At 73.7% G+C, this 25,056-nt stretch carries 11 protein-coding genes; 4 read left to right on the forward strand and 7 right to left on the reverse strand.

Features of this window, described 5'->3' with window-relative positions; translation table 11 throughout:
• Nucleotides 1-54 precede the first annotated feature (54 nt).
• Nucleotides 55-816, reverse strand: coding sequence for a putative protein N(5)-glutamine methyltransferase (locus tag AB0I91_RS12890; protein ID WP_498778710.1), 762 nt, complete (start codon nucleotides 814-816; stop codon nucleotides 55-57).
• Between the two features lie 146 nt (nucleotides 817-962).
• Nucleotides 963-1,751: a TetR/AcrR family transcriptional regulator gene (locus tag AB0I91_RS12895; protein ID WP_498778711.1), complete on the reverse strand. Its 789-nt coding sequence runs from the start codon at nucleotides 1,749-1,751 to the stop codon at nucleotides 963-965.
• A gap of 77 nt (nucleotides 1,752-1,828) precedes the next feature.
• On the opposite strand from AB0I91_RS12895, the gene AB0I91_RS12900 reads away from it, so the two are divergent.
• Together AB0I91_RS12900 and AB0I91_RS12905 are read left to right on the forward strand one after the other, a co-directional pair.
• Complete coding sequence (locus tag AB0I91_RS12900; protein ID WP_499636827.1) at nucleotides 1,829-4,090, forward strand: ATP-binding cassette domain-containing protein; 2,262 nt, start codon at nucleotides 1,829-1,831, stop codon at nucleotides 4,088-4,090.
• A 354-nt stretch (nucleotides 4,091-4,444) separates the two neighbouring features.
• Entirely contained in the window at nucleotides 4,445-6,322 is a 1,878-nt protein-coding gene (locus AB0I91_RS12905; RefSeq protein ID WP_498778713.1) for a S8 family peptidase, read from the forward strand.
• Between the two features lie 48 nt (nucleotides 6,323-6,370).
• On the opposite strand, the gene AB0I91_RS12910 is transcribed toward AB0I91_RS12905, so the two are convergent.
• Nucleotides 6,371-7,546, reverse strand: a complete 1,176-nt coding sequence (locus tag AB0I91_RS12910; RefSeq protein WP_498778714.1) for a cellulose-binding domain-containing protein — start codon at nucleotides 7,544-7,546, stop codon at nucleotides 6,371-6,373.
• Nucleotides 7,547-7,718: 172 nt separating this feature from the next.
• On the opposite strand from AB0I91_RS12910, the gene AB0I91_RS12915 reads away from it, so the two are divergent.
• Entirely contained in the window at nucleotides 7,719-12,218 is a 4,500-nt protein-coding gene (locus AB0I91_RS12915) for a tetratricopeptide repeat protein (RefSeq protein WP_499636829.1), read from the forward strand.
• Here AB0I91_RS12915 and AB0I91_RS12920 read toward each other — a convergent pair whose 3' ends face one another.
• The 4 genes from AB0I91_RS12920 to AB0I91_RS12935 all read right to left on the reverse strand — a co-directional run bounded on the left by AB0I91_RS12920 (nucleotide 12,219) and on the right by AB0I91_RS12935 (nucleotide 18,662).
• Complete coding sequence (locus AB0I91_RS12920; RefSeq protein ID WP_499636831.1) at nucleotides 12,219-14,579, reverse strand: PEP/pyruvate-binding domain-containing protein; 2,361 nt, start codon at nucleotides 14,577-14,579, stop codon at nucleotides 12,219-12,221.
• 22 nt (nucleotides 14,580-14,601) lie between these two features.
• Complete coding sequence (locus tag AB0I91_RS12925) at nucleotides 14,602-15,945, reverse strand: MFS transporter (protein WP_499636833.1); 1,344 nt, start codon at nucleotides 15,943-15,945, stop codon at nucleotides 14,602-14,604.
• Entirely contained in the window at nucleotides 15,915-16,862 is a 948-nt protein-coding gene (locus tag AB0I91_RS12930; RefSeq protein WP_499636835.1) for an alpha/beta hydrolase, read from the reverse strand. The genes AB0I91_RS12925 and AB0I91_RS12930 overlap by 31 nt, the downstream gene beginning before the upstream one ends.
• Before the next feature lie 144 nt (nucleotides 16,863-17,006).
• The gene (locus tag AB0I91_RS12935; RefSeq protein ID WP_499636837.1) at nucleotides 17,007-18,662 is read right to left on the reverse strand and encodes a fatty acyl-AMP ligase; all 1,656 of its coding nucleotides are present in this window, start codon (nucleotides 18,660-18,662) and stop codon (nucleotides 17,007-17,009) included.
• Nucleotides 18,663-18,955: 293 nt separating this feature from the next.
• Here AB0I91_RS12935 and AB0I91_RS12940 point away from each other — a divergent pair, with 293 nt between their 5' ends.
• Nucleotides 18,956-25,048: a type I polyketide synthase gene (locus AB0I91_RS12940; RefSeq protein ID WP_499636838.1), complete on the forward strand. Its 6,093-nt coding sequence runs from the start codon at nucleotides 18,956-18,958 to the stop codon at nucleotides 25,046-25,048.
• Nucleotides 25,049-25,056: the final 8 nt, after the last annotated feature.

Consider the following 25,056-nt stretch of genomic DNA (forward strand, 5'->3'; position numbering starts at 1 on the left):
AGCGAGTGCTCAAAACGGAGGGTAGCCAGTTTTGAGCACTCGCTCAATGCCGGATCAGGACGACACCGAACCGATCACCACGGTCGCCGACAACTCCTCGTCCGACACGACCTCCGCGCGCAACCCACCCGCCGCGAACGCCGCCACCGTCCCCGCCGCCTGCCGCGCGCCCGTCTCCACCAACAACCGCCCACCCGGCGCCAACCAGCGCGCCGCACCCGCGATCACCCGCCGCTGCACGTCCAGACCGTCCGTCCCGCCGTCCAACGCCACCCGCGGCTCGTGCTCACGCGCCTCCGGCGGCATCAACCCGATCGCCCCGGTCGGCACGTACGGCGCGTTCGCCACCAGGACGTCGACCCGCCCCGCCAACGACACCGGCAACGGCTCGTAGAGATCACCCGCGTACACCCGATGCGAACCCACGTTGCGCCGAGCACACGCCACCGCCACCGGATCCACGTCCACCGCGTGCAACTCCACCCCGGCCACCCGATCGACCACCGCCGCACCCACCGCACCCGACCCGCAGCACAGGTCCACCACCACGGCCCCCGCCCGCGCGACCCCCACCGCCACCCGCACCAGGAACTCCGTGCGACGGCGAGGCACGAACACCCCCGGCTCCACCACCACCCGCAACCCGCAGAACTCCGCCCACCCCACCACGTGCTCCAACGGCAACCCGGCCACCCGCCGGGCCGTCAACGACTCCAACTCCTCCGGCCCACGCGCGGCCGCCACCAACACCCGCGCCTCGTCCTCGGCAAACACACACCCGGCCGCACGCAACCGTGCGACGACATCAACATCCATGGGAACGAACGCCTCTCGTGAAACCCGAGGGCGCCCCTCACACCGCCACGACGCGGCCGGGAGCGACCCGATGCACACCAGCAGAAATGGGTCCCACCTCCCTCGTCCGCGCCAACCGGCACACCGTATATCACCGCCCACCGACCTCAACCCCCGCCGGCGCGCGCACGCGCCACCGCGGCCTCCACGCCGTCCAACAACACCTCCAACCCCGTCACGAAGTTCCCCACCGCGTCCCGTTCCAGGTACGGCACGCAGTCGTCCCCCTCCACCGGCGGCGGCTCCTCGGCGCCCAGCCACGCCGACAGCGGGAAGCGCTCGGCGAAGTCCGGGGCCACCTCCTCGAACACCGCCGAGCGCGAGAACCACCACTCCTCGTCCGTCATCCCCGTCTCCCGCGCCGCCCGCCGCGCCTCCGCGATCACCCCCGCCGCACCGCGCACGAACTGCACCAGCGCACCCACCACACCCCGCAACACCGACACGTCCAACCCCGTCGGCCGCAGGATCCGCAGCAGCACCTCCACCATCAGGAACTCGTTCGGCCCCAACACCGGCCGCGCCTGCGACACCTGCAACACCCACGGGTGAGCCAGGAAGAAGTCCCGCGCGTCCCGCGCCCACGCCCGCAACGCCACCCGCCACCCGCCCTCCGCCGGGTACTCCGACGGCAACTCCCCCAACACCCGGTCGTACATCAGGTCCAACAACTCCGCCTTGCTCGGCACGTACGTGTACAACGCCATCGCCGAACGCCCCAACCGCTCCCCCACCGCACGCATCGACAACGCCGCCATGCCGTCCCGATCCGCCACCTCGACCGCCGCGTCCACGATCACGTCCACCGACAGCCCCGACCCCGCACCACCACCCGGCGCACGCCACAGCAGCCGCATCGACCGACGCGCGTCACCCTGCCCGGCGAAGACCGCCACTTGCCCACCCCTTACAGCGTAAAGTACCGTGCCGCGAGCACCTTACGGCATAAACAAAGCAGGGGGAAAGCCAGGCGATGGCCGCACCAGCAGACAGCCACGACGTCATCCAAGTACGCGGCGCCAGGGAGAACAACCTCGCCGACGTCTCCGTCGACATCCCCAAACGACGACTCACCGTCTTCACCGGCGTCTCCGGCTCCGGCAAGTCCTCCCTCGTCTTCGGCACCATCGCCGCCGAGTCCCAACGACTCATCAACGAGACCTACACCGCGTTCATCCAGTCCTTCATGCCCAGCCTCGGCCGCCCCGACGTCGACGCCCTGCGCAACCTCAGCGCCGCCATCATCGTCGACCAGGAACGCATGGGCGCCAACTCGCGCTCCACCGTCGGCACCGCCACCGACGCCCACACCATGCTCCGCATCCTCTTCAGCCGCCTCGGCCAACCGCACGTCGGCACCTCCGGCGCCTTCAGCTTCAACCTCCCCGAAGGCATGTGCCCGCGGTGCGAAGGCCTCGGCCGCGTCTCCACCGTCGACGTCGACCAGCTCGTCGACCGCACCAGATCCCTCACCGAAGGCGCCATCACCGTCCCCGGCTTCACCGTCGACAACTGGTACGTCCAGACCTACGTCCAATCCGGCTTCTACGACCCCGACAAGAAGCTCCAGGACTTCACCGACGAAGAATGGGACGCCTTCCTCAACCGCGAAACCACCAAAGTCAAAATCGGCAAGACCAACGTCACCTACGAAGGCCTCCTGGTCAAAGTCCAACGCCTCTACCTGGGCAAGGACCGGGAATCCATGCAACCCCACATCCGCGCCTTCGTCGACCGCGCCGTCACCTTCACCGACTGCCCCGCCTGCGGCGGCGCCCGCCTCAACACCGCCGCCCTCTCCGCCAAGATCGACGGGGTGAACATCGCCGACTGCTCCACCATGCAGATCAGCGACCTCGCCGACTGGGTCGCCAAGATCACCGACCCCTCCGTCGGCCCCATGCTCACCACCCTCAAAGAACTCCTCGACAACCTCGTCGAGATCGGCCTCGGCTACCTCAGCCTCGACCGACCCGCCGCCACCCTCTCCGGCGGCGAGGCCCAACGCGTCAAGATGGTCCGCCACGTCGGCTCCGCCCTCACCGACGTCACCTACGTCTTCGACGAGCCGACCGTCGGCCTGCACCCCCACGACATCCAGCGCATGAACGACCTCCTGCTCCGCCTGCGCGACAAGGGCAACACCGTCCTGGTCGTCGAGCACAAACCCGAGACCATCGCCATCGCCGACCACGTCGTCGACCTCGGCCCCGGCGCGGGCGCCAACGGCGGCCACATCACGTTCACCGGCACCGTCGACGAACTCCGCGCCTCCGGCACCCTCACCGGCCGCCACCTCGACCACCGCGCCCGACTCCGCGACCAGGTCCGCACGCCCACCGGCCTGCTCCCCATCACCGGCGCCACCCTGCACAACCTCAAAGGCGTCGACGTCGACATCCCCCTCGGCGTCCTCACCGTCGTCACCGGCGTCGCCGGCTCCGGCAAGAGCTCGCTCATCCACGGCTCCCTCGCCCACCGCGACGACGTCGTCACCGTCGACCAGGCGCCCATCCGCGGCTCACGACGCTCCAACCCCGCCACCTACACCGGGCTGCTCGACCCCATCCGCACCGCCTTCGCCAAGGCCAACGGCGTCAAACCCGCCCTCTTCAGCGCCAACTCCGAAGGCGCCTGCCCCAAGTGCAAGGGCATCGGCCTCGTCTACACCGACCTCGCGATGATGGCCGGCGTCGCCTCCGTCTGCGAGGAGTGCGAGGGCAAGCGGTTCACCGCCGAGGTCCTCACCCACACCCTGCGCGGCCGCAACATCAGCGAGGTGCTCGGCATGTCCGTCACCGAGGCCCGCGACTTCTTCACCGAGAAGCAGGCCAAGGCCGTCCTCGACCGGCTCGTCGACGTCGGCCTCGGGTACCTCTCCCTCGGCCAACCCCTCACCACGCTGTCCGGCGGCGAGCGGCAACGGCTCAAGCTCGCCATCCACATGGCCGAGAAGTCGTCCACCTACGTCCTCGACGAGCCGACCACCGGCCTGCACCTCGCCGACGTCGACCAGCTGCTCGCCCTGCTCGACCGGCTCGTGGACGACGGCAACACCGTCATCGTGATCGAGCACCACCAGGCCGTCATGGCGCACGCGGACTGGATCATCGACCTCGGTCCCGGCGCCGGGCACGACGGCGGCCGGGTCGTCTTCACCGGCACCCCCGCCGACCTGGTCGAGAACGGCTCCACCCTGACCGCCCGGCACCTCGGCGCCTACGTCGGCCGCTGACCGTCCCGGCTGCTTTTCACCGAGCCTTCTCCCGGTGCCACGTCCGGCGCCGGGAGAAGGCTCGGTTCAGCTGACACTGAAGTTATTAAGATTATTGGCCAATGGGGCGTGGGTGCCCGATCGTGGTCGTCGTTCGGAATACCGCAGGTCGTTCCCACTGCCGGCCGATTGTCCGGTACCGAGCGGTCCTCTAACGTTGCCGATCACGTCCGCGCGAACGTGATCGCAGAACCTCCACTCCCCGGCCGACCCGCGCCGCTATGGGTCTGCCGGAACCCCTGCACGAGGGAGAACCCTGCAATGGGAGACGTTCGCGGATCCAGACGAGCCCTGCTCGCGTTAGCCGCGGTGGCGATGACCACCGCGGCACTGGCCACCGGCGCCACACCCGCCGTGGCCGAAGCCGACATCCTCGGCGCCGACAACCCGACCGCCATCGCGGACAGCTACATCGTCGTGTACAACGAGCTGTCCACCCAGAGCGTCGACGCGCTCACCGCCGACCTCAGCGCCAAGTACGACGCCAAGGTCGACTACACCTACCGCAACGCGCTGAAGGGCTTCGCGGGCACGCTGTCCGAACGGGACGCGCGCCGCCTGGCCGCCGAGCCCGGCGTGGCCTACGTCCAGCAGAACGGCGAGGTCAAGGCGACCGCGACCCAGCCGAACCCGCCGTCGTGGGGCCTGGACCGCATCGACCAGCGCAACCTGCCGCTCGACTCGTCCTACACCTACCCGAACGACGGCACCGGCGTCACCGCCTACATCATCGACACCGGCATCCGGACCACGCACTCCGACTTCGGCGGCCGGGCCACCTGGGGCACCAACACCGTCGACACCAACAACACCGACTGCAACGGCCACGGCACGCACGTGGCGGGCACGGTCGGCGGCACGGCCCACGGCGTCGCCAAGGGCGTGCGGCTGATCGCGGTCAAGGTGCTCAACTGCTCGGGCTCCGGCTCGTTCGCCGGTGTCGCCGCGGGCATCGACTGGGTCACCGGCCACCACACCTCCGGCCCGGCCGTGGCCAACATGAGCCTGGGCGGCCAGGGCAGCGACGTGACCGGCGAGACCGCGGTCCGCAACTCCATCGCCGACGGCGTGACCTACGCGATCGCGTCGGGCAACTCCAACGCCAACGCGTGCAACTTCACCCCGGCCCGCGTCGCCGAGGCGATCACGGTCAACGCGTCGACCAACACCGACGCCCGCGCCTCGTTCTCCAACTGGGGCACGTGCACGGACATCTTCGCGCCCGGCCAGAACATCACCTCGGCGTGGATGACCAACGACACCGCCACCAACACCATCAGCGGCACGTCCATGGCCGCGCCGCACGTCGCCGGCGGCGCCGCGGTCCTGCTCGGCGCCACGCCGTCGTTGACGCCCGCGCAGGTCGCGAGCGCGATGATCGGCAACGCCACCCCGGACAAGATCACCAGCCCGGGCACCGGCTCGCCGAACCAGCTGCTGTTCGTCAACACCGGCGACCCCGGGCCCGGCAACCCGTCGGTCACCCCGCCGGGCAACCAGACCGGCAGCGTCGGCACGGCCACCAGCCTGCAGCTCAAGGCCTCCGGCGGCGCGCCGCCGTACACCTGGTCGGCCACCGGCCTGCCGCCCGGCCTCGCGATCGCGGCGTCCACCGGCCTGATCTCCGGCACGCCCACCGCCGCGGGCTCCCACACCGTGACCGCGACGGCGACCGACAGCGCGGGCAAGTCCGCGAGCACCACGTTCACCTGGACCGTCAACCCGACGGGCGGCACGTGCGCCGCGCCGGGTGAGAAGGCGGTCAACGGCGGCTTCGAGAGCGGCACCACCGGCTGGGCGAACGCCACCCACACCATCGCCGCGTGGACCGGCGAGGGCTCGCCCCGCTCCGGCACCCGCTCCTCGTGGATCAGCGGCTACGGCTACAGCAACACCGAGACGCTGACCCAGACCGTCACCGTCCCGGCGGGCTGCACGAACACCACGCTGTCGCTGTGGCTGAAGATCAGCACCGACGAGTACGAGCCGGAGGTGTTCGACACCTTCACCGTCGCGGTGGCCGGCACCACCCTGGCGACCTACACCAACCTCAACCCGTCCGGCTACGAGGTGCGCACCTTCAGCCTGGGCGCGTACGCGGGCCAGACCGTCACGCTGAGCTTCTCCGGCGTGGAGGACTGGTCCTACCAGACCTCGTTCGTGGTGGACGACGTCTCGGTGAACGCGGCCTGAGCCGAACGTGGGGAGGGCCGGCGCACCGGCCCTCCCCACGTCCTCACCTCAGCAGCCGATGGGCGAGGAGCCGATCGCCACGTCGTCGTACCAGAGGGTGTTCGCGCCGTCGCCGTAGCTCTCCCAACCCAGCCGCAGGTCGGTGACCGCCGGACGCCAGTTGGTCTTGCGCAGCCACTGGCCGTCGACGTCGGGGGTGGACACGCCGTCGGCCACCAGGCCCTCGACCACCGCGCCGTTCAACGAGGTGGAGATCCGGCCCGCCGGGTCCACGGTGAACTGCACGCAGTTCCACTGGCCGGTGGGCAGCGGCTTGCTCTTCGACACGCCGACCGGGCTCTGCTCGGGCAGGGTCGCGTCGTCGGACTCGCGGTTCCACTGCAGCGCCGAGTTCTGGCCGCCCATGCGCAGGTCCTTGCCGCCGTCGGCGGAGTCCTTCATGGCCATGAACGTCACGTGCGCCATCGGCAGGGCCGTGGTGTGGCGGACGTAGAAGCGGCCGTGCACCACGCTCGTGCCGGTGAGCGGGGTGCCGAAGAAGATGTGGTTGCAGTAGCCCGACGCGCCGTTGACCCGCACCGACTTCGAGCCGCTGCGCGCGACCGAGTTGTCGATGCTGACCGTGCCCTGGCCGGTGCAGTTGGCCGCGCCGACGGTCCACCGGCCGCTCGGCGCGGACCCGGTCTGCTGCTCGAAGCCGTCGCACAGCGTCGCCGTGCCGCAGTCGCCCGGGGGCACGTCGGTCGTGGTGGTCGTCGTCGTGGTCGACGTCGTGGTGCTCGTGGACGTGGTGGTCGACGTCGTCGTGGTCGTGGTCGTGGTCGGGTCGCCGCTGCACGAGACGCCGTTGAACGCGAAGTCGGTCGGCGTCGCGTTCGAGCCGCTGTAGGTGGCCTGGAAGCCGAACTGGGCGCTCGCGCCCGTGGCCAGCGAGCCGTTCCACGGCATGTTGGACGCCGTCACCACGGCGCCGGACTGCTTCACGTCGGCGCTCCAGCCGGAGCTGACCACTTGGTTGCCGGTGAAGGTCCAGGTGAGCTTCCACGAGGTGACCGGAGCGGACTGGTTGGTCACGGTCACGTTGGCGGTGAACCCGGTGGCCCACTGGTTGAGCTTGTAGTCCACGGCGCAGACGGGAGCAGCACCCGCCGTGCTGGTCCCGCCGATCACCACCAACCCGGCTATCGACACCACAGCGGCCACCGCCGCCAGCAGATTTCGCACAACAACCCCTTCGTTGTCGTATCTGGGAGCGTTCCCAGAAACTGACTGTAACGATTCCGTCACCCCGATGGAATACTCCGGCTGCCGCAACGGCGATTCCGGCGAAGGCGTCCGGCGTCGCGGACTACCGTGCACTGTGATCCACAACGGACCGGGCCACCGAGGGGGACCAATGCCCACCGCCGCCGAGATCGACCGGCTGCGCCGCCAGGGTGAACTGGACCGGGCCGAGGCCCTGGCCGGGCACGACCACTCCGCCGACGACACCGACCTGCGGATCGTGCGTGGCCGGTTATCGCTGGCCCGGCACCGGTACGACGAGGCGCTGGCGCTGTTCGCGGACGACGACGACCGCCTGCTCGCGTGGCGCGTCGCGACCCTGTCCCGCACGTATCGCGACGACGAGGCGTTCGCCGTGGCCGCCGAGGCGATCACCCGGTACCCGGACAGCGTGCCGCTGCGCCTGGCCCTCGGCCGGGCGCACCTGGACGCGTGGCGGCCGCGCGAGGCGCTCGCGGCCTTCACCGAGGCCCGCCGCCTCGCGCCGGACGACTGGCGCACCACCGGCTGGCTCGCCGTCGCCCTGGCCAACCTGACCCGCCTTGACGAGGCGAAGGCGACCGCCGCGGAGGCGGTCCGGAGCCACCCCGGCACGCCGAAGGCCCACTACGTCCTCGGTCGCGTCCACTCGGCCTCCTACGAGTTCGCCGAGGCGGTGGCGTGCTACGACGCGGCACTGGACCTCGACCCGCGCTACCCGGACGCGTTCGAGTGGAAGATCACCGCGCTGCGCCTCCAGCACCGCTACGACGAGGCCGAACGGGTGGCCGGAGCCGCGGTGGCGGCGGTGCCCTCCGTGCCGCGGCTGCACGTCGAGCACGCGTGGGTGCTCAGCGACCAGCACCGCCACGACGAAGCCCTGGCCGTCGTCGACCGGGCGCTCGCGCTCGACCCCGCGCACCGCTGGGCGTTGGAGAGCCGCATCGACCTGCTCCAGTCGCTCGGTCGCACCGACGACGCGCTGGAGCAGGCGGCCGACGCGGCGGACCGGCACCCGTCCGACGTGATGTTCCTCGTCTCCACGGCCTGGCTGCACGCCGCGCGCGACGAGCACGACCGGGCGATGGAGCACCTGGACCGCGCCGCGGCGATCACGCCGACGCACGAGTCGGTGGTGCGGAGCCGGATCTCGATCCTGGTCTCGGCGGACCGGTACGACGAGGCCGAAGCGGCGGCGGGCGTGGGCCTGGCGCACTACCCGGACGACCCGGACCTCCAGTTCACCCTGGCCGGCGTGCACCTGGGCCGCGGCGAGACCGACCTCGCCGTCGCGTGCTGCGACCGGGCGTTGGCCGGTGTGCCGCGGCACGCGCCCGCGTTGCGCCGCAAGATCATGGTCCTCCGCGACGCCGGTCGGTCCGAGGAGGCGCTGGAGACCGGCGAGCGGGCGCTGGCGTGGCACCCCCGCGACCCCGCGATCCACCTCGCGCTGGCGCGCCTGCACGCCGACGAGGGCCGGCACGGGGAAGCCCTCGACCACGTCGAGCGCGCCTTGGTGGTCACCCCTCGCGACACCAACGCGTTGCAGGCGCGGATCGACTGCCTCGGCCACCTCGGCCGGCGCGAGGAGGCCGCGCAGGCGGGGCGGGACGCCGTGGCGCTGCGCCCGGACGATCCCGACCTGGGCGTGGAGCACGCGTGGGCGTTGAGCGCGCTCGACCTTGAGGACGAGGCCGTCGAGGCGGTCACCGGCGCGCTGCGCCTGTCCCCCGACCACGCCTGGGCGCTGCGCAGCCGGGTCAGGTTCCTGACCTACGCGAAGCGGTTCGACGAGGCTGCCTCCGCGGCGGCGGACGCCGTGCGCCGGCAGCCCGACGACGCCGAGCTGCACGTCACGATCGCCCGCCTGCACATCGCCCGCGGCCGGCTGGACGAGGCGGTGGCGTCGGCCGAGCGGGCCCTGGCGCTCGAACCGCGGCACTCCGGGGCGCACAGCGCGCGGATCGTCGCGCTCGACGCCCTGGGCCGGGTGCCGGAGGCCCTGCTCGCGGCGGAAGCCGCCGCCGAGCAGCAACCCGAGGACGTGTCCACGCTCCTGCGCCTGGCCGACGCCTACAGCCAGGCCGGACGGCACGACGACGCCGTGACCGCGACCGAACGCGCGCTGGCGATCGAACCCGAGGACCGGGACGCCGTGCGGAACCTGATCGGCCACCTGCGCGAAGCCCGCCGGTTCGACGAGGCCGGCCGCGCGGCGGAGGAGGCGCTGGCCCGGATCACCGACGACCCCGACCTGCACGTCACCGTCGCCTGGCTGCACGCCGACCGCCACCGGGTGCCGGACGCCCTGACGTCGGTGGACGCCGCGCTGGCGCTCGACCCGGAGCACGAGTGGGCGTTGCGCAGCCGGACCGCGCTCCTGCACACCGCCGGTCGGGTGGACGAGGCGCTGGAGACGGCGGCCAGGGCGGCGGAGCTGCACCCCGACTCGTCGAGCCTGCACGTGACCGCCGCCGAGCTCGCCGCCGCCCGGCACCTCGTCGACGAGGCGCTGACCCACCTGGACCGGGCGTCGGCGGTCGACCCGGCCGCCGCGCTGCCCCACCGCCGGAGGATCCGCGTGCTGCGGCTCGCCCGCCGGTTCGACGAGGCCGGGCGGGCGGCCGACGAGGCGTTGGCGCGCTTCCCCGACGACGCCGACCTGCGCGTCGACATCGCCTGGCTGCACTCGGACCTCGGCCGCGGCGAGGCGGCGTTCGCCGAGGTCGAACGCGCGCTGGAACTGCGGCCGGAGCACGAGTGGGCGTGGCGCACCAAGGTGAGCCTGCTGCGCGCGGCCCGCCGGTACCCCGAGGCGCTCGTCGCCGCGGACCGGATGCTCGACGTGCGGCGCGACGAGCCGGACGTCCTGGTCACGGCCGCGTGGCTGCACGGCGACATGGGTGATCTCGACCGCGTGCTGGTGGTGACCGGGCGCGCCCTCGAACTCGACCGCGGGCACGTCGCCGCCTACGAGGCGCGGGTCGCCGCGTTGATCCTCCTCAACCGGTTCGAGGAGGCGGAGGAGACCGCGCGGCAGGCGTTGGTGAACGCGCCGGGCGTGGTGGACCTGCACGTGCTGCTGGCCAAGGTGCACGACCACGTCCGCGCGTTCGACCGCGCCGAGGAGCAGTTCGCCGCCGCACGCGCCGTCGACCCCTTCGACGAGGACCTGGTGGTCGCGCAGTCGGCGACGTTGCGCACCCTGCGCCGCCTCGGTGAGGCCGAACGCCTGGTCGCCGAGTTCTGCGCCCGGGTGCCGCACCTGCGCGGGCCGAGGTTCGAGCTGGGGTGGATCCACCACGACGCCCGCCGGCTCGGCGAGGCACGTCGGGTGTTCGCCGCGCTGCTCGCCGACGCCCGCGACGACTACGAGCGCGCGGCGTCGCACCACGCCCTGGGCTGGGTGGCGTTCACCGGCGACGACCTCGTGACCGCCGAGAAGGAGTTCCGGGCGGCACTGGTGGACCGCCCGGAGGACTACGACTACGTGCTGGCCCTGGTGTGGGCGCTGGCGCGGCAGGACGGCGAGCGGCGGTGGCGCGAGGCGGAGGGCCTGGCCGGCGGGCTGCTCGACCGGCGGGTCTCCGCGGCCGTGCACGTGTGCCTCGGCGTGCTCGCCTTCCGGCGCGGCGCCCTGGCCTCCGCCGAGTACCACCTGCGCCAGGCGTTGGAGGTCGACCCGCACCACGGCAGCCACGCCGACCTCGGCGCGCTGTACGTCCAGATGGGGCGGTACGAGGAAGCCGAGGTCGAGCTGGGCAAGGCCGTCGAGCGGGACTGGTACGACGTGAACGCGCACGTCGAGCTGGGCGCGTTGTTCCTGCAGCTGGGCGAGGAGCGGCTGTCCGACGCCGAACGGGAGTTCCGGCAGGCGGCGGCGATCGACCCGGCCTCGGGCGCGGCGGCGATCGGGTTGGCGCAGGCGCTGGCCAGGGCCGGCGACGAGGCGGAGGCGGAGTCCGTGCTGCGGCAGGCCGAGCAGCGGCAGGACGCGTCGCGCAAGTGGCGCACGCACCTGGCGCTGGCGCGGCTGCTGGTGCAGCGCGGCGACAAGCAGCAGAACCCGGACCTGCACGCGGAGGCGTACGCGCAGGCGCAGTCGGCGATCGAGACCGCGCCGGACGCGGAGGCGGACCCGCACTTCGTGGCCGGTGTGGCGCACCACCGCATGGGGTCGCTGGCCGCCGACGCGCGCGGCCGGTTCGGCTACCGGCTGCGCGCCATGCACCACCTGCGGGAGTGCCTCAAGCGCAGTCGCGGTCACGTCGAGGCGCAGCGGAACCTCCAGCTCCTGGAACGGGAGCTGAAGGCGGTGGCGCCCGCGATCTGGGGCGGCTACGCGGTGGCGACGATCTCGTTGCTGCTGCTCGGCACGATGTGGACGGCGTTCTTCTTCTCCAGCAAGGTGACCGCGGTGATGCTGACGGCCACCACGCCGGTGCTGGTGGGGCTGTTCACCGTGGCCGTGCTGCTGCCCGCGCTGATCCGGCTCAAGCTGCCCGGTTTCGAGGCCGACCTCCAGGCGGGCGGCGCGACGGTGTCGCCCGGTCCGACCGGGCAGGTCACGTTCGGTCCCGGCCGGTTGACCGTGACCAGCGGGCCGACCGGGCAGCTGCCCCGCCGGGAGTGATCACCCCAGCACGGTCACGGCGCCGCGCCCGCCGTCCACGCGGACGCGGTCGCCGGTCCTGATGCGGGTGGTGGCGTTGCCGCAGCCGACGACGGCGGGGATGCCCAGCTCGCGGGCGACGATCGCGGCGTGCGACAGGGGCGCGCCGACGTCGGTGACCACGGCGGCGGCGCGCGGGAACAGCGGGGTCCAGCCGATGTTGGTCACCGTGGTCACCAGGACCTCGCCGGGCTGGAGGGCGGCGCCGTCGGCGACGTCGTGGATCACCCTGGCGACGCCTTCCACCACGCCCGCCGCGCCGGGGAAGCCGGACACCGCGTCGCCGAGGGGCGCCGCGGCGGCGTCGTGCACGTCGGTCCGGCGGTTCGGGTCGGCGGCCCACGCCTCGGGGTCGAACCGGCCCCGGATCACGGTCGGGTAGGGCGGCAGCGCGCGGTAGCGGTCGTAGGCGGCACGGCGGGCCGGCACCGACGCCAACGGCGTCTCGTCGCTTTCGAGGACGCGCAAGGTCTCCTCGATCGGCAGGAAGAACACCGCGTCGCTGTGTCCGGTGACCTCGCCCGCCCGCACCAGGAACGCCCGCAGCACGGCGAACGTGCGCGCGAACTCCGACCGCGCCCGCTCCCGCTCACGGGCCAGCGCGGCGAGCCCGTCCACCTCGCGGCGCAGCCGGTCGACCTTGCCGGGGTGCGCGGCGCGCAGTCGCGCCCACGCCGCGTCGCGCACGGCCGCCTGCCTGGCCAGCAGCTCTTCGGGCTCGACGCCGACGTCGTCCGGGCGCGGCCACTCCGGGTCCTCGGCCGGGCGCGGCGCGGACACCTCGAACTCGTCGGCGAACCGGTGGCCGTACCGCCGGGCGTAGGCCTCGCGGGTGATCTCGCCGCGCTTGAGCCGCGCGAGGCCGAGCACCGGGCCGAGGCTCTCCAACTCCCCCGCCGCGCCGTGCGCGCCGGTCAGCAACGCGGTGGTGTCGTCCTCGCCCACGAGCGCGGCGAGCTTGCGGCGCACCTTGGCCGACGACATCGAGCCGTTGCGCGCGCCGGCGTCGAACACCTTGGCGTCCACGTGCAGCACGTCGTGCACGTCGGACCGCCACAGCGCGAGCAGGTCGGCGGGCGTCGAGGCGGCGCGGAAGGCGGCGTGCAGCCGTTCGGCCCGACCCGGCGCGGAGGCCAGCAGGCCGTCGATCCTCGCCCGGAACTCCCGGTTCTGCCGCAGGAACGGCAGCGCCGCCCCGATCGCCGCCCGCAGCACCGCCAGGCGGGACAGCGGCAGCGGCGGCACCTCGACACCGGCCGGGACGCGGCCGAAGTACAGCTCGACCGTCCGCCACATGAACCGGCTCAGGCCGAGCGCCCGACCGACGGCCAGCGCGGCGCTGAGGTTGAGGTAGAACCGGCCGCCGATGTTGCCCGACGTCGGGTGGCCGGCGATCGGCGGCTGGGCGAGCACCTTCGCGAACGACCAGGTGGCGGGCGACATCACGCTCGGCACGGCCTCGCGCAGGTTCGCGCACGTCCACAGGTAGTCGCCGCGCAGGGTGTCGTTCCAGACCTCGGCCAGCGCGGTGATCGGCCTGGCCTGCAACACCGCGATCCGCCCGCCGGCCACGGCCCACTCGACGTCCATCGGCACGCCGTACAGGTCCTGGACGCGTGAGCCCAACGCGGCCAGTTCCCGCACCTGCGCGTGGGAGAGCAGCGAACCGGACCCGCGCACCGCGCCGTCGGCGGACACGACGTACTCGTCGGGGGTGACCGTGCCGCCGACCAGCGCCTCGCCCAGGCCGGGCGCGGCGTTGACCACGGTCTCGGTCCGCGCGCCGGTCACGGGGTTCGCGGTGAACAGGACACCGGCCGCGTCGGCGGCCACCATCTGCTGCACGACGACGGCGATCGCCACGTCGGTGATGCCGTTGCGGGCGCGGTAGGCGACGGCGCGTGCGGTCCACAGCGACGCCCAGCACCGCTTGACCGCGTTCAGCACCTCGTCGCCGGACACGTCGAGGAAGGTGTCGTGCTGTCCGGCGAACGACAGGTCCGGCAGGTCCTCGGCGGTGGCCGACGACCGCACCGCGACCGGTCCCGGCGGCAGGGCGGCGCGGATGGCGTCGGCGATGTCGTCGGGCAGGTCCAGGCGCTCGAACGCGGCGGCGATCGCGGCCTCGCCTCCCCGGCCGGCCCGGATCTCGGCGTCGAGGCCCGCGGTGGCCCGGCGGTAGGCGTGCGTGGTCAGGTGGAAGCCGTCCGGCACGGGCAGGCCCGCGGCGGCGAGCCTGGCCAGCGAGGCGCCCTTCCCGCCGACCGCCTCCAGGTCCGCGGCGGGATCGGCGAGCGGCAGCACCAGCGCGGTGGTCCCCATGTGCCGATCTTCGCACCGGCGACTACGCCCCGTGGCGGGAACGCGCCGAACGCGGGCGCGCGGCCGGGTCGAGGGCGATCGCGATCCCCAGCCCCACCGCCACCACACCGGCGGCGACCACGAGCGCCGCGAAGAGCCCGGCCGCGGTGAACGCCAGACCGATGACCGCCACGCCGAGACCGCCCGCCAGCTCACGGCTCGAGGTGACCGCGGCCGAGGCGACTCCGGCGACCCGCTCGTCCGCGGCGTCCAGCACCGCGGTGGTCAACGGGGTCGTCAACGCCGAGCCGAAGCCGATCACCACCAGGCACGCGAGCACCACCGGTGGCCGCGCGAAGGACATCGCCACCAGCCCGGCCGTCACCGCGCCGAGCCCGCACGCCGCCGTCCGCCACGGTCCGAGCCGGGACACCAGGACGGGCACGACCGGCGCGCCCGCGATCACGGCCAACGCGGCGGGCACGAAGAACAGGCCGGTGGCCAGCGGGGTGAGGCCCTCGGCGTGGTGCAGGTGCAGCGGCAGCACGAACAGCACACCGCTGACCGCCAGCCCCCACAACGCCTGCGCGACCGTGCCGCCGACGAACACCGACCGGGCCAGGCCGGCGGGGAGCAACGGGTGCGCGGCCGACCGCTCCACCGCCACGAACATCAGGCACGCCGCGCCGGACAGCGCGGCCAAGGCCGCCACCGGCCCTTCGCCGCCGACGCTCAACACGGTCGCGGTCACCGTGAACACGGCGGCCGTCAACGCCGCCGTCGACCGGATCGGCAACGGTGTCGGCCGGGTGATCCGCCGGGACGGCAGGGCCAGGAAGGCGAAGGCGGCCACCGCCACGCACGCCGGGACGTTGCCGAGGAAGATCCACCGCCAGTGCGCCGCCTCGCTGAGCAGACCGCCCAGCGCGGGCCCGACCGCGAGCGCCACGGCCAGCGCGCCCGTCCACGCCGCGATCCCCGTGCGACGTCGGGCGGCGTCCAGTTGGGTCCGCAGCACGGCCAGCCCGGTGGGCACGATCGCCGCCGCCGCCGCGCCCTGGGCCGCCCGCCACAGCGCCAGTTCCCAGCCGCCGTGGGACGTGCCGCAGCCCAGTGACGCGGCGGCGAAGCCGACCAGCCCGACCAGCAGCACCCGCCGGTGCCCGAACCGGTCCCCCACCGCGCCGGCCGCCGGCATGAGGCTCGCGAACACCAGCATGTAGCTGACCACGGCCCACTGCAGGTCGTTCGTGGACAGGCCGAGGTCGCGGCCGATGGTGGGCAGGGCGACCATCAGGACGCTGTTGTCCAGCGCCGTGACGAAGGCCGCGAAGCAGGCCACCAGCAGGACGCGCTTCACGCGAGCGCGGCCGTCAGCATCGGCCACGACGCCCGCAGCTCGCGTTGCCAGTACTTCCAGGTGTGCGTGCCGCCGCCGTAGGCGTTGACCGTGATCGGGATGCCCAGCGACCGCATCCGGGCCACGAAGTCCGGCGACGTGGTGCCCACGATCGTCTCGAACGCGTCGTAGGACCACCAGTCCGGGTCGAGCACGCCTTTGAAGCCGTTGCCGTAGGACATGTAGAGGGACATGCCGCGCAGGTTCGCCGCGAGCTGCCGGGGGTTGTGCGCGGCCCACACGGCGGGCACGAGGGTTTCGCGGCCCCACGGCCCGTACGGGTCGAGGCCTTCCCGCAGCACGGTGGTGTAGATGAACTGGGGGACGCCGACGAACTGCGTCGACAGCAGACCGCTGTAGGAGGCGGCGGCCCGGAACATGCCGGGGTGCTTGGCCGCGTACCCGAACGCGCCCGTGCCGCCGGCCGACAACCCGGCGACGGCGCGCGCCGTGCCGCCCCGGTAGTTCCGCTCGACGAGCTGCGGCAGCTCGCCGGTGTGGAAGGTCTCCCACTTGGGCGTGCCGCCGCGTCCGCCGTTCCACCAGTCGGTGTACCAGCCGGCGCGTCCGGCGTCGGGCATGACGACCAGGACGTCGCTCGACGCGCTGAGCTCCTCGACGTCGGTTTCCCTGGTCCACGAGGTGTAGTCGTCGCCGACGCCCTGGAGCAGGTAGAGGACCGGCCACGTCCTGGACGCGGTCGGCGACCAGCCCGGTGGGGTGAGCACGCGGACGGGCACGTGCCCGCCGACCGCGGGCGAGGACACGGTGAGGTCGACGGTGCGGGCGTCGAGCCACCTCTCACCGACGACCACCGCCCCGTCGTCGGCCGGGACGGGCGTGGCCTGCGCGGGCACGACCGCGAGGGCGGCAGCGGACAGGACCGACAGCAGCACGCGCATCATCACTTCTCCCGAAATTGTCAGACCCCGTCGGTAAAATCGAGAACAGGGGTCCCCCTGGGCGGGGACCTCCGCGACGCGTCCGGGGCGGTGATCACGAGGTGGGCGCCGGACCCGCCGGCGGCGAAACCCGCGACCCGTCCACGGTCACGAGGTGGGCAGCAGACCCGCGAGGTAGCGGTCGCGGCAGGCGGCGCGGGAGAGCTTTCCGCTCGACGTCTTCGGCACCGAGCCCGGTTCGACCACCAGCACGTCCCGCACGCGCACGTCGTGGTGCCGGGACACGGCGGCGCGCACGCGGGCACGGACGCGGGCCTGGTCGACGGCCGCGCGAGGCACCTTCGAGGACCGTTCGGCGACCACGACCAGCGCCTCGCCGTCGACCGAGGGCACCGCGAACGCCGCCACGTGACCGCGCCGGATCACGTCGTCGGCCCCCTCCACGACCGCCTCCACGTCCTGCGGGTAGTGGTTGCGGCCGTCGATGACGATCAGGTCCTTGATCCGGCCGACCACGTACAGCTGGCCGTCGTGCAGCACGCCGAGGTCACCGGTGCGCAGCCAAGGCCCCGGTGGCGAACCCGGCAGCCGGGCGCCGAAGCCCTCGCCACCAGACCAGTAGCCCGGCGAGACGTTCTCCCCGCACACCCAGATCTCGCCCACCCGGTCGCCCTCGACCCGCTCCCCCGTCACCGGGTCCACGATCGCGAGGTGCTGGTCGACCGCGCCGCCGCAGCCGACCAGCACGCTCGCCCGCTCCGGGTCGTCCTGGCGGACCGCGCGTCCTCGGGCGAGCGCGGCGCGGTCGAACCCGGTGGTCGTGGGCCGGGCGGCGGCGGTCACGAACACCGTCGCCTCGGCCAGGCCGTACGAGGGGCGCTGGGCGTCCGGCCGCAGCCCGCACGGCCCGAACGCCTCCTGGAACCGGGCCAGCGTCGCCGCGTGCACCGGTTCGCTGCCGTTGATCAGCGCCACCACGCCGCTCAGGTCCAACCCGGACCGATCGGCCGCCGACACCCGCCGCGCGCACAGGTCGTAGGCGAAGTCGGGCGCGGCGCTGAGGACGTCGCGCCGCCCGTGCATGGCCCGCAGCCACCGCGACGGCCGGTAGAGGAACGCCGACGGGTCCATCAGCACCGCCTCGGCACCGGTCGTCAACGCCACGCCGACGCCGAGCACCAACCCCATGTCGTGGAACAGCGGCAGCCAGCTCACCGGCGACGCCACCGCGTCGGCCAGGCCGTAGGCGGTGAGCGCCTGGCGCACGTTGACCTGGAAGTTCCGGTCGGTCACCACCACACCGGCCGGCGTGCGCGTGGAGCCGGACGTGTACTGCAGGTAGACGGGGCCGCCGAGCCGTCGCACGGGCGGTTCGTCCGACGGCGGCACGCTGCCGACCACCACCACGTCCAGGTCGAGCGCGGCCGGCGCGTCGGTGAGCGCGACGGTCGGCGCGCAGTCGCGCAGGATGCCGTCGAGGCGTTCCCGGTGGCCGTCGCCGGTGATCGGGAACAGCGGCACGGCGAGCACGTCGGCGTACAGGCAGGCCACGAACGCCACCACGTAGTCCAGCCCTTGGGGCAGCAACAGCAGCGCGCGGTCGCCGGGCGCGCACCGGCGCCGCAGCTCGGCGGCCACGCCGCAGGCCCGTGCGTCCAGCTCGGCCCAGGTGATCGGGACCGGCACGCCGCGGGCGTCCGCCTCGTAGTCGAGGAACGTGAAGGCGGTGCGGCCGGGCCGTTCGCGGGCCCAGCGCCGCACGGCGTCCACGACCGTGCCGGTGGTGGTCGCGGTGACCGTCATGAACACCCTCTCCTCTGCGCGATGACAAAATTCGGAAATAGGTTTTGTGCGGTCGTCACAACTTTTGTCGAAGTGATTTCCAACACGCCGGGCGCAGAAGCTACCGGCGAGTAGAAGAACTGTCAACGACTACTTCACGCGACCGGTCATTGACCCGATCGGCCTATTGTTCGCAGGCGTTCGACCAGGCCACGATCGTTCGCACGCCGCAGGCACCCCGATCGCGGACGTGTCATCCGCCGCCTCGCAAATACTTCACGGCGTTTTTGTGGGAATCGTACGAAAGGTGACCCATGACCGGCTTCGGCACGTCCGCGGAAGCGGAGATCCGCGCTTGGTTGGTGCGCGGCGTCGCGGAACTCGCCGACCTGGCGGAGGGCGAGGTGGACCTCGACCAGCCCCTGGCCGAACTCGGCCTGTCCTCGCGTGACGCCGTGGTGCTCGCGGGCGCGTTGGGCGAGTTCCTGGACGTGCCGCTGCCCCCGACCCTGCTCTACCAGCACCCCACCATCGCCCGCCTCGCCCGCCACCTCGCCGGGCCCGCGCCCGCGCCGGACGCCGCGCCCGGCCGCCCCGTGGACGAGGGCATCGCGGTGGTCGGCGTCGGCTGCCGGCTGCCCGGCGGCGTCGACGGCCCGGACCGGCTGTGGGACTTCCTGCGCTCGGGCGGTGACGCGGTCACGCCCGCGCCGCCGGACCGCTGGCCCGGCCTGCCCGACGGCACGCCCCGGTTCGGCGGCTTCCTGGCCGACATCAAGGGCTTCGACGCCGAGTTCTTCGGCATCGCGCCGCACGAGGCCGCGTTGATGGACCCGCAGCAACGGCTGGTGCTGGAGGTGTCGTGGGAGGCGCTGCACCACGCGGGCATCGCGCCGGACGCCTTGCGCGGCAGCCGGACCGGGGTGTTCGTCGGCATCTCGACCGGCGAGTACGGCACGACGAGCGCGGCGGACCTGAGCCGGGTGGAGCCGTGGACGGCGACCGGCGGCGCGTTGAGCATCGCCGCGAACCGGTTGTCGTACCTGCTGGACCTGCGCGGGCCGAGCCTGGCGGTGGACACGGCGTGCTCGTCGTCGCTGGTCGCGGTGCACCACGCCTGCCAGAGCCTGCGCGCCGGTGAGACGGACGCCGCCGTGGTCGCCGGGGTGAACCTGCTGCTCGGGCCGGCCGTGACGCTCACGTTCCACCGGGCGGGCCTGCTGTCGGCGGACGGTCGCTGCAAGCCGTTCGACGCCTCCGCCGACGGCATCGCGCGGGCCGAGGGCTGTGCGGCGGTCGTGCTCAAGCGCCTGTCGGACGCGAGACGTGACGGCGACCGGGTGCTCGCGGTGATCCGGGGCAGCGGCGTGAACTCCGACGGGCGCTCGAACGGGCTGATGGCGCCGAACCCGGAAGCCCAGGCCGACCTGCTGCGCCGGGTGTACGCGGACGCGGGCGTCGACCCGTCCCGGGTGGACTACGTGGAGGCGCACGGCACCGGGACGCTGCTCGGCGACCCGATCGAGGTGGGCGCGCTGCGCGAGGTGCTCGGCCGGGACGAGGCGGCACGCGACGGTGGGCCGTTGCTGCTCGGCTCGGCGAAGGCGAACTTCGGGCACGCCGAGTCGGCCGCCGGGGTGATCGGGCTGGTGAAGGCGGTGCTGGCGGTGCGGCACGGCGAGATCCCGCCCAGCCCGCACTTCCGCGTGCCCAACCCGCACATCGACTTCACCGGCGTGCGCGTGGTGACCGGGCCGACGCCGTGGCCGCGGTACTCGGGCCGGATCACGGCGGGTGTGTCGTCGTTCGGGTTCGGCGGCACGAACGCGCACGTCGTGCTGGAGGAGCCGCCCGCGGCCGACCCCGCCGACCGGCCCGACGGCCCGGCGTTCCTGGTGCTCTCGGGCACGTCCGAGGGACGCGTGCGGCGGCACGCCTCGGCGTTGGCGGAGTGGCTGGCCACGACGCACGCCGACCTGCACGACGTGGGCGCGACCTTGGCCCGACGTCGTGGACGTGAGCCGCACGCCGCGGTGGTCGCCGGGTCCGACCGGGCCGCCGTGGTGGCCGAGTTGCGCGCGTTGGCCTCGGGGGAACGCCCGGTGGGCACAGCGGACCGGCACGGCGACGCGGTGTGGGTGTTCTCCGGCTACGGCTCGGGCTGGGCCGGGATGGGACGTCGGCTGCTCGACGCGGAACCGGTGTTCGCGGCGGCGGTGGACGAGGTGGACCGGCTGATCGCGCCGCACTCGGTGCGGTCCTTGCTGGAGACGCCGTCGGACACCTTGGGCGACGGCCAGATCGCGTTGTTCGGCGTGCAGATCGCCCTGGCGCGGCTGTGGGAGTCACGCGGGCTGCGGCCGGCGGCGGTGATCGGGCAGTCCGCGGGCGAAGTCGCCGCGGCCGTGGTGAGCGGCGCGTTGTCGCTCGCCGACGCCGCCCTGGTGATCACCACGCGGGCCCGGCTGCTGGACGTGGTCGACGCGGCGGGCGACGGCGGGATGGCGGCCGTCGCACTGCCCGCCGACGAGGTGGACGACCCCGCGCTGTCGGTCGCCGTGCACGCCGCACCGCGCCGCTGCACGGTGTCCGGCCCGGCGGACCGGCTCGCCGCCCTGGTCGCCCGGGTCGAGGCGGACGGCGGGATGGCGCGCGCCCTGCCGCTGCGCACCAGCGGCCACTCCCCCGCCGTCGAGCCGGTGCTGGACGAGCTCGCGTCGGCCCTGCGCGAGGTCGCTGGACGACGCGGCGACGTGCCGCTGTACGGGACCGTGCTGGCCGACCCGAGGCACGCGCCGCCGTTCACCGCCGCCTACTGGGCCGCGCACATGCGCCACCCGGTGCGGTTCACCCAGGCCGTGACCGCCGCGCTGGAGGACGGCTTCACCGCGTTCCTGGAGGTCTCGCCGCATCCCGTGGCGCTGTCCGCGATCGCCGAGCACGCGCCGTCCCTCGCGCTCGTCGGCTCGCTGCGCCGCGACACCGACGACGTGCGGACCTTCCACGACAACCTCGCGTCACTGCACCTGCACGGCCTGGTGCCCGCCCGAGGCGTCACCGACGTGCCGGCCGCACCGTGGGAGCACCGCCCGCACTGGACCGCTCCCCCGACCCGCCGGGCCGGCCACCCGCTGCTCGGCGACCACGTCGAACTGCCCGACGGCACGCACGCGTGGCAGGCCGACGTGGGCCTGGCGGCGGTGCCGTGGCTGGGCGACCACCGGGTGCAGGACACCGCCGTGCTGCCCGGCGCGGCGTACGTGGAGATCGCCCTCGCCGCCGGCGCGCAGGTGGTGCCCGGTCCGCTCGCGGTGCGCGACGTGGTGTTCGAGGCGCTGCTGCCGCTGGCCGACGAGGTCCGGCTGAGCACCACGTTCCGGGCCGGGCGCGTCGAGGTGCACGCGAAGACCGCCGACGGGTGGGTCCGGCACGCCACCGCCACCGTCGTGCCGGGCGAGGAGCGCGGCGCCCCGCCACCGGTCGGCGGTGGACTCGAACCTGTCGCCCTGTACGACCGGCTGGCCGAGGTCGGGATGAACTACGGCCCGGCGTTCCGGGGCGTCCGGTCCGCGCTGGCCGGCGCGGGTGCGGCGAGGTGCCTGGTCGACCGCCCGGACGGCCCGGACCGCGCGTTGCGGCTGCCGCCGACGCTGCTCGACTCGTGCCTGCACGCGCTCGCCGCCGCAGCGCTCGACGTCGCCGCCGGTGGGCCGTACCTGCCGGTCGGCATCGGGGCCGTGCGGCTGCACGGCGACCCGCGCCGCGCGGACCGGTGCGAGGCCGTGGTCCGCGAGAGCGGCGAGGGTGAGCTGACCGGGTCGGTGTGGCTCTACGACGACGCCGGCACCCTGCTGGTGGAGGTCGTGGACGTGCGGGTGCGGCCGGCGTCGGTGGCGTTGTCCGGGCTGGCGTTGGAGACCGCCTGGGAACGGCACGACCTGCCCGCCGTCGAGGACGCCTCGCGCACGTGGCTGCTGCTCTCCGACTCCCCGACCCTGGCCGGTGTCCTGATCGACGCCGGGCAGCGCGTGACGACCGATCCCTCGGACGCGGCCGACGGGATCGTGTTCGTCCCCGGTGACCTGGAACAGGACTTGGCGCGGCTGTCGTCGTTGGCGCACGACGCGCGGCGGTTGTGGATCGTCACGCGGAACGCGGCGTGCGTCGTGGACGGTGACGCGGGTGTGCCGGAGCAGGCCGCGTTGCGCGGTGCGGTGCGGGTGTTGGCGTTCGAACGGCCGCAGCTGCGGGCCACGATCGTGGACGTCGACGACGTCACCGTGCTGCCGCGGGAACTCCTCGCCGACCGGGCCGACGACGAGGTCGCCTGGCGTGGTGGCGCGAGGTACGCGGCACGGCTGCGGCGCGCGGAGGTCGACGTGCCCGCGACGGGGTCGGTGGTCGACTCGGGCGCGTACCTGATCACCGGCGGGTTGGGCGCGTTGGGGCTGGTCATGGCCCGGTGGCTGGCCGAACGGGGCGCCGCGCGGATCGTGCTGTGCGGTCGTCGTGGGCCGTCGCCGGACGCGCGGGCGGAGGTGGCGAAGCTGCGGGCGCTCGGCGCGGACGTCGTCGTGGTGACCGGTGACGTCGCCGCACCCGGCGTGGCCGAGCGGGCGGTGACGGCGGCGGTGGACGGCGGGCTGCGGCTGTGCGGAGTGGTGCACGCGGCCGGTGTGCTGGCCGACGCGCCGGTCGACCGACTGGACCCGGCCGACGTGCGGCGCGTGCTGCGGCCCAAGGTCGACGGCGCGCTGCGGCTGCACGAGGCGACGGCCGGGCACCCGCTGGACTGGTTCGTGGTGTTCTCCTCTGCGGCGGCCCTGCTCGGCTCGCCAGGTCAGGCCGCGTACGCGGTGGCCAACGCCTGGTTGGACGGGTTCGCCCGGTGGCGGCGGGCGTCGGGGCTGCCCGCGACCACGATCGACTTCGGCGCGTGGAGCCGGGTCGGGTTGGCCCGGGACAACGACAACCCGCTGCTGCGGCCGATCTCGCCGGCCGAGGGCGTGCAGGCGGTGGAGGCGTTGCTGCTGTCCGGACGGGTGGCGACCGGCGTGGTGAGGTTCGACCGGCGGCGGGTGGTGGAGCTGTTCCCCGGGCTCGCGCACCGGCCCTTCTTCTCGTCGTTCCTCCGGCCGCCGTCGGAGGTGCCCGCGGCGGACCGGCTGAGCGCGATCGTGGCGCGGGTGATGGGTGGTGCGCCGGACCCCTCGCTGCCGTTGACGTCGCTGGGGTTGGACTCGTTGATGGCGATGCGGTTGCGCAACGCGGTCGAGCACGACCTGGGGGTGGAGCTGCCGGTGCCGTTGCTGCTGCGCGGGGCGAGCCTGCGTGACGTGGAACGCCACATCGCCGGGCTCGAACCCGAGGCGCCGAGCCGGGTCGAGCCGCGCGACCCGACCGAGCGGTGGGTGTTCGGGCTGTGGGCGGAGGTGTTGGGGCGGCGGGACTTCGGCGTCCACGACGACTTCCTCGCCCTCGGCGGCTCGCGGGAACGACTGCTGGCGCTGGTCCGCCGCCGGGTCGCCGCCGACGACTCGCTGTTCGCGTCGCCGACCGTGGAGGCGATGGCCGAACGGCTGCGCGCGGCGTTCGAGGACGCGGGCGGGCCGGTGCGGGTGCTGCGCGCGGGCGGGTCGCGGCGGCCGTTGCACCTGTTCCACCCGGCGGGCGGGCCGACCAGCGTGTACGAGCCGTTGGTCGGGTTGCTGGAGGACCGGCCGTGCTACGGGTACGAGCGGATCGACGAGGTGCCGGACATCCCGGCCAAGGCGGCGCGGTACGCGGAGCTGGTGCGGTCGGTGCAGCCGTCCGGGCCGTACGTGCTGGGCGGCTGGTCGTTCGGCGGGTGCCTGGCGCACGAGGTGGCGTGCCTGCTGCGGGACCAGGGCGCCGAGGTCGGGCTGGTGGTGATGATCGACACGGTCCGACCGCTGCCCGCGCCCGAGGTCTCGCCCGCCGACCTGGTGCGGCACCGGTTCGCCCGCTACGTCCGGCACGTCGAGGAGGTCTACGGCGCGTCGGTCGAGCTGCCGTGGGAGTCGTTGTCCTCGTTGGACGACGTGGGGCAGATCGACGCGGTGCTGGCCGCCGTCGCCGACCTGGGCATCAGCCCGGGCGCGCTGCGCCACCAGCGGACGTCCTACCTGGACGCGCGGGCGGCCGAGCGGTTCACGCCGCGGCACTACCCGGGGCGGGTCGTGTTCTACCGGGCGACCGACCGGGAGACGCTGACCACCGTGCTCGACCCGCGCTACCTGCGCCGGCAGGACGACGACGACCTCGGGTGGGCCGACGCGTGCGGCTCGTTGGAGGTCGTGCCGGTGCCCGGCGACCACCTCTCGATGGTGGACCTGCCGCACGTTTCCGCGGTGGCGCGGCACCTGTCGTCCGTGTTGGACGCGTAGGGTTCCCC

Source organism: Actinosynnema sp. NPDC049800, assembly GCF_040656635.1.
Taxonomy (GTDB): Bacteria; Actinomycetota; Actinomycetes; order Mycobacteriales; family Pseudonocardiaceae; genus Actinosynnema.

Excerpts from the sequence above, each read along its gene's own strand:
- AB0I91_RS12930 (WP_499636835.1), bottom strand. The coding sequence starts at position 16,862 with ATGATGCGCGTGCTGCTGTCGGTCCTGTCCGCTGCCGCCCTCGCGGTC.
- AB0I91_RS12890 (WP_498778710.1), bottom strand. The coding sequence starts at position 816 with ATGGATGTTGATGTCGTCGCACGGTTGCGTGCGGCCGGGTGTGTGTTT.
- AB0I91_RS12920 (WP_499636831.1), bottom strand. The coding sequence starts at position 14,579 with ATGGGGACCACCGCGCTGGTGCTGCCGCTCGCCGATCCCGCCGCGGAC.
- AB0I91_RS12935 (WP_499636837.1), bottom strand. The coding sequence starts at position 18,662 with ATGACGGTCACCGCGACCACCACCGGCACGGTCGTGGACGCCGTGCGG.
- AB0I91_RS12940 (WP_499636838.1), top strand. The coding sequence starts at position 18,956 with ATGACCGGCTTCGGCACGTCCGCGGAAGCGGAGATCCGCGCTTGGTTG.
- AB0I91_RS12915 (WP_499636829.1), top strand. The coding sequence starts at position 7,719 with ATGCCCACCGCCGCCGAGATCGACCGGCTGCGCCGCCAGGGTGAACTG.
- AB0I91_RS12905 (WP_498778713.1), top strand. The coding sequence starts at position 4,445 with ATGACCACCGCGGCACTGGCCACCGGCGCCACACCCGCCGTGGCCGAA.
- AB0I91_RS12900 (WP_499636827.1), top strand. The coding sequence starts at position 1,829 with ATGGCCGCACCAGCAGACAGCCACGACGTCATCCAAGTACGCGGCGCC.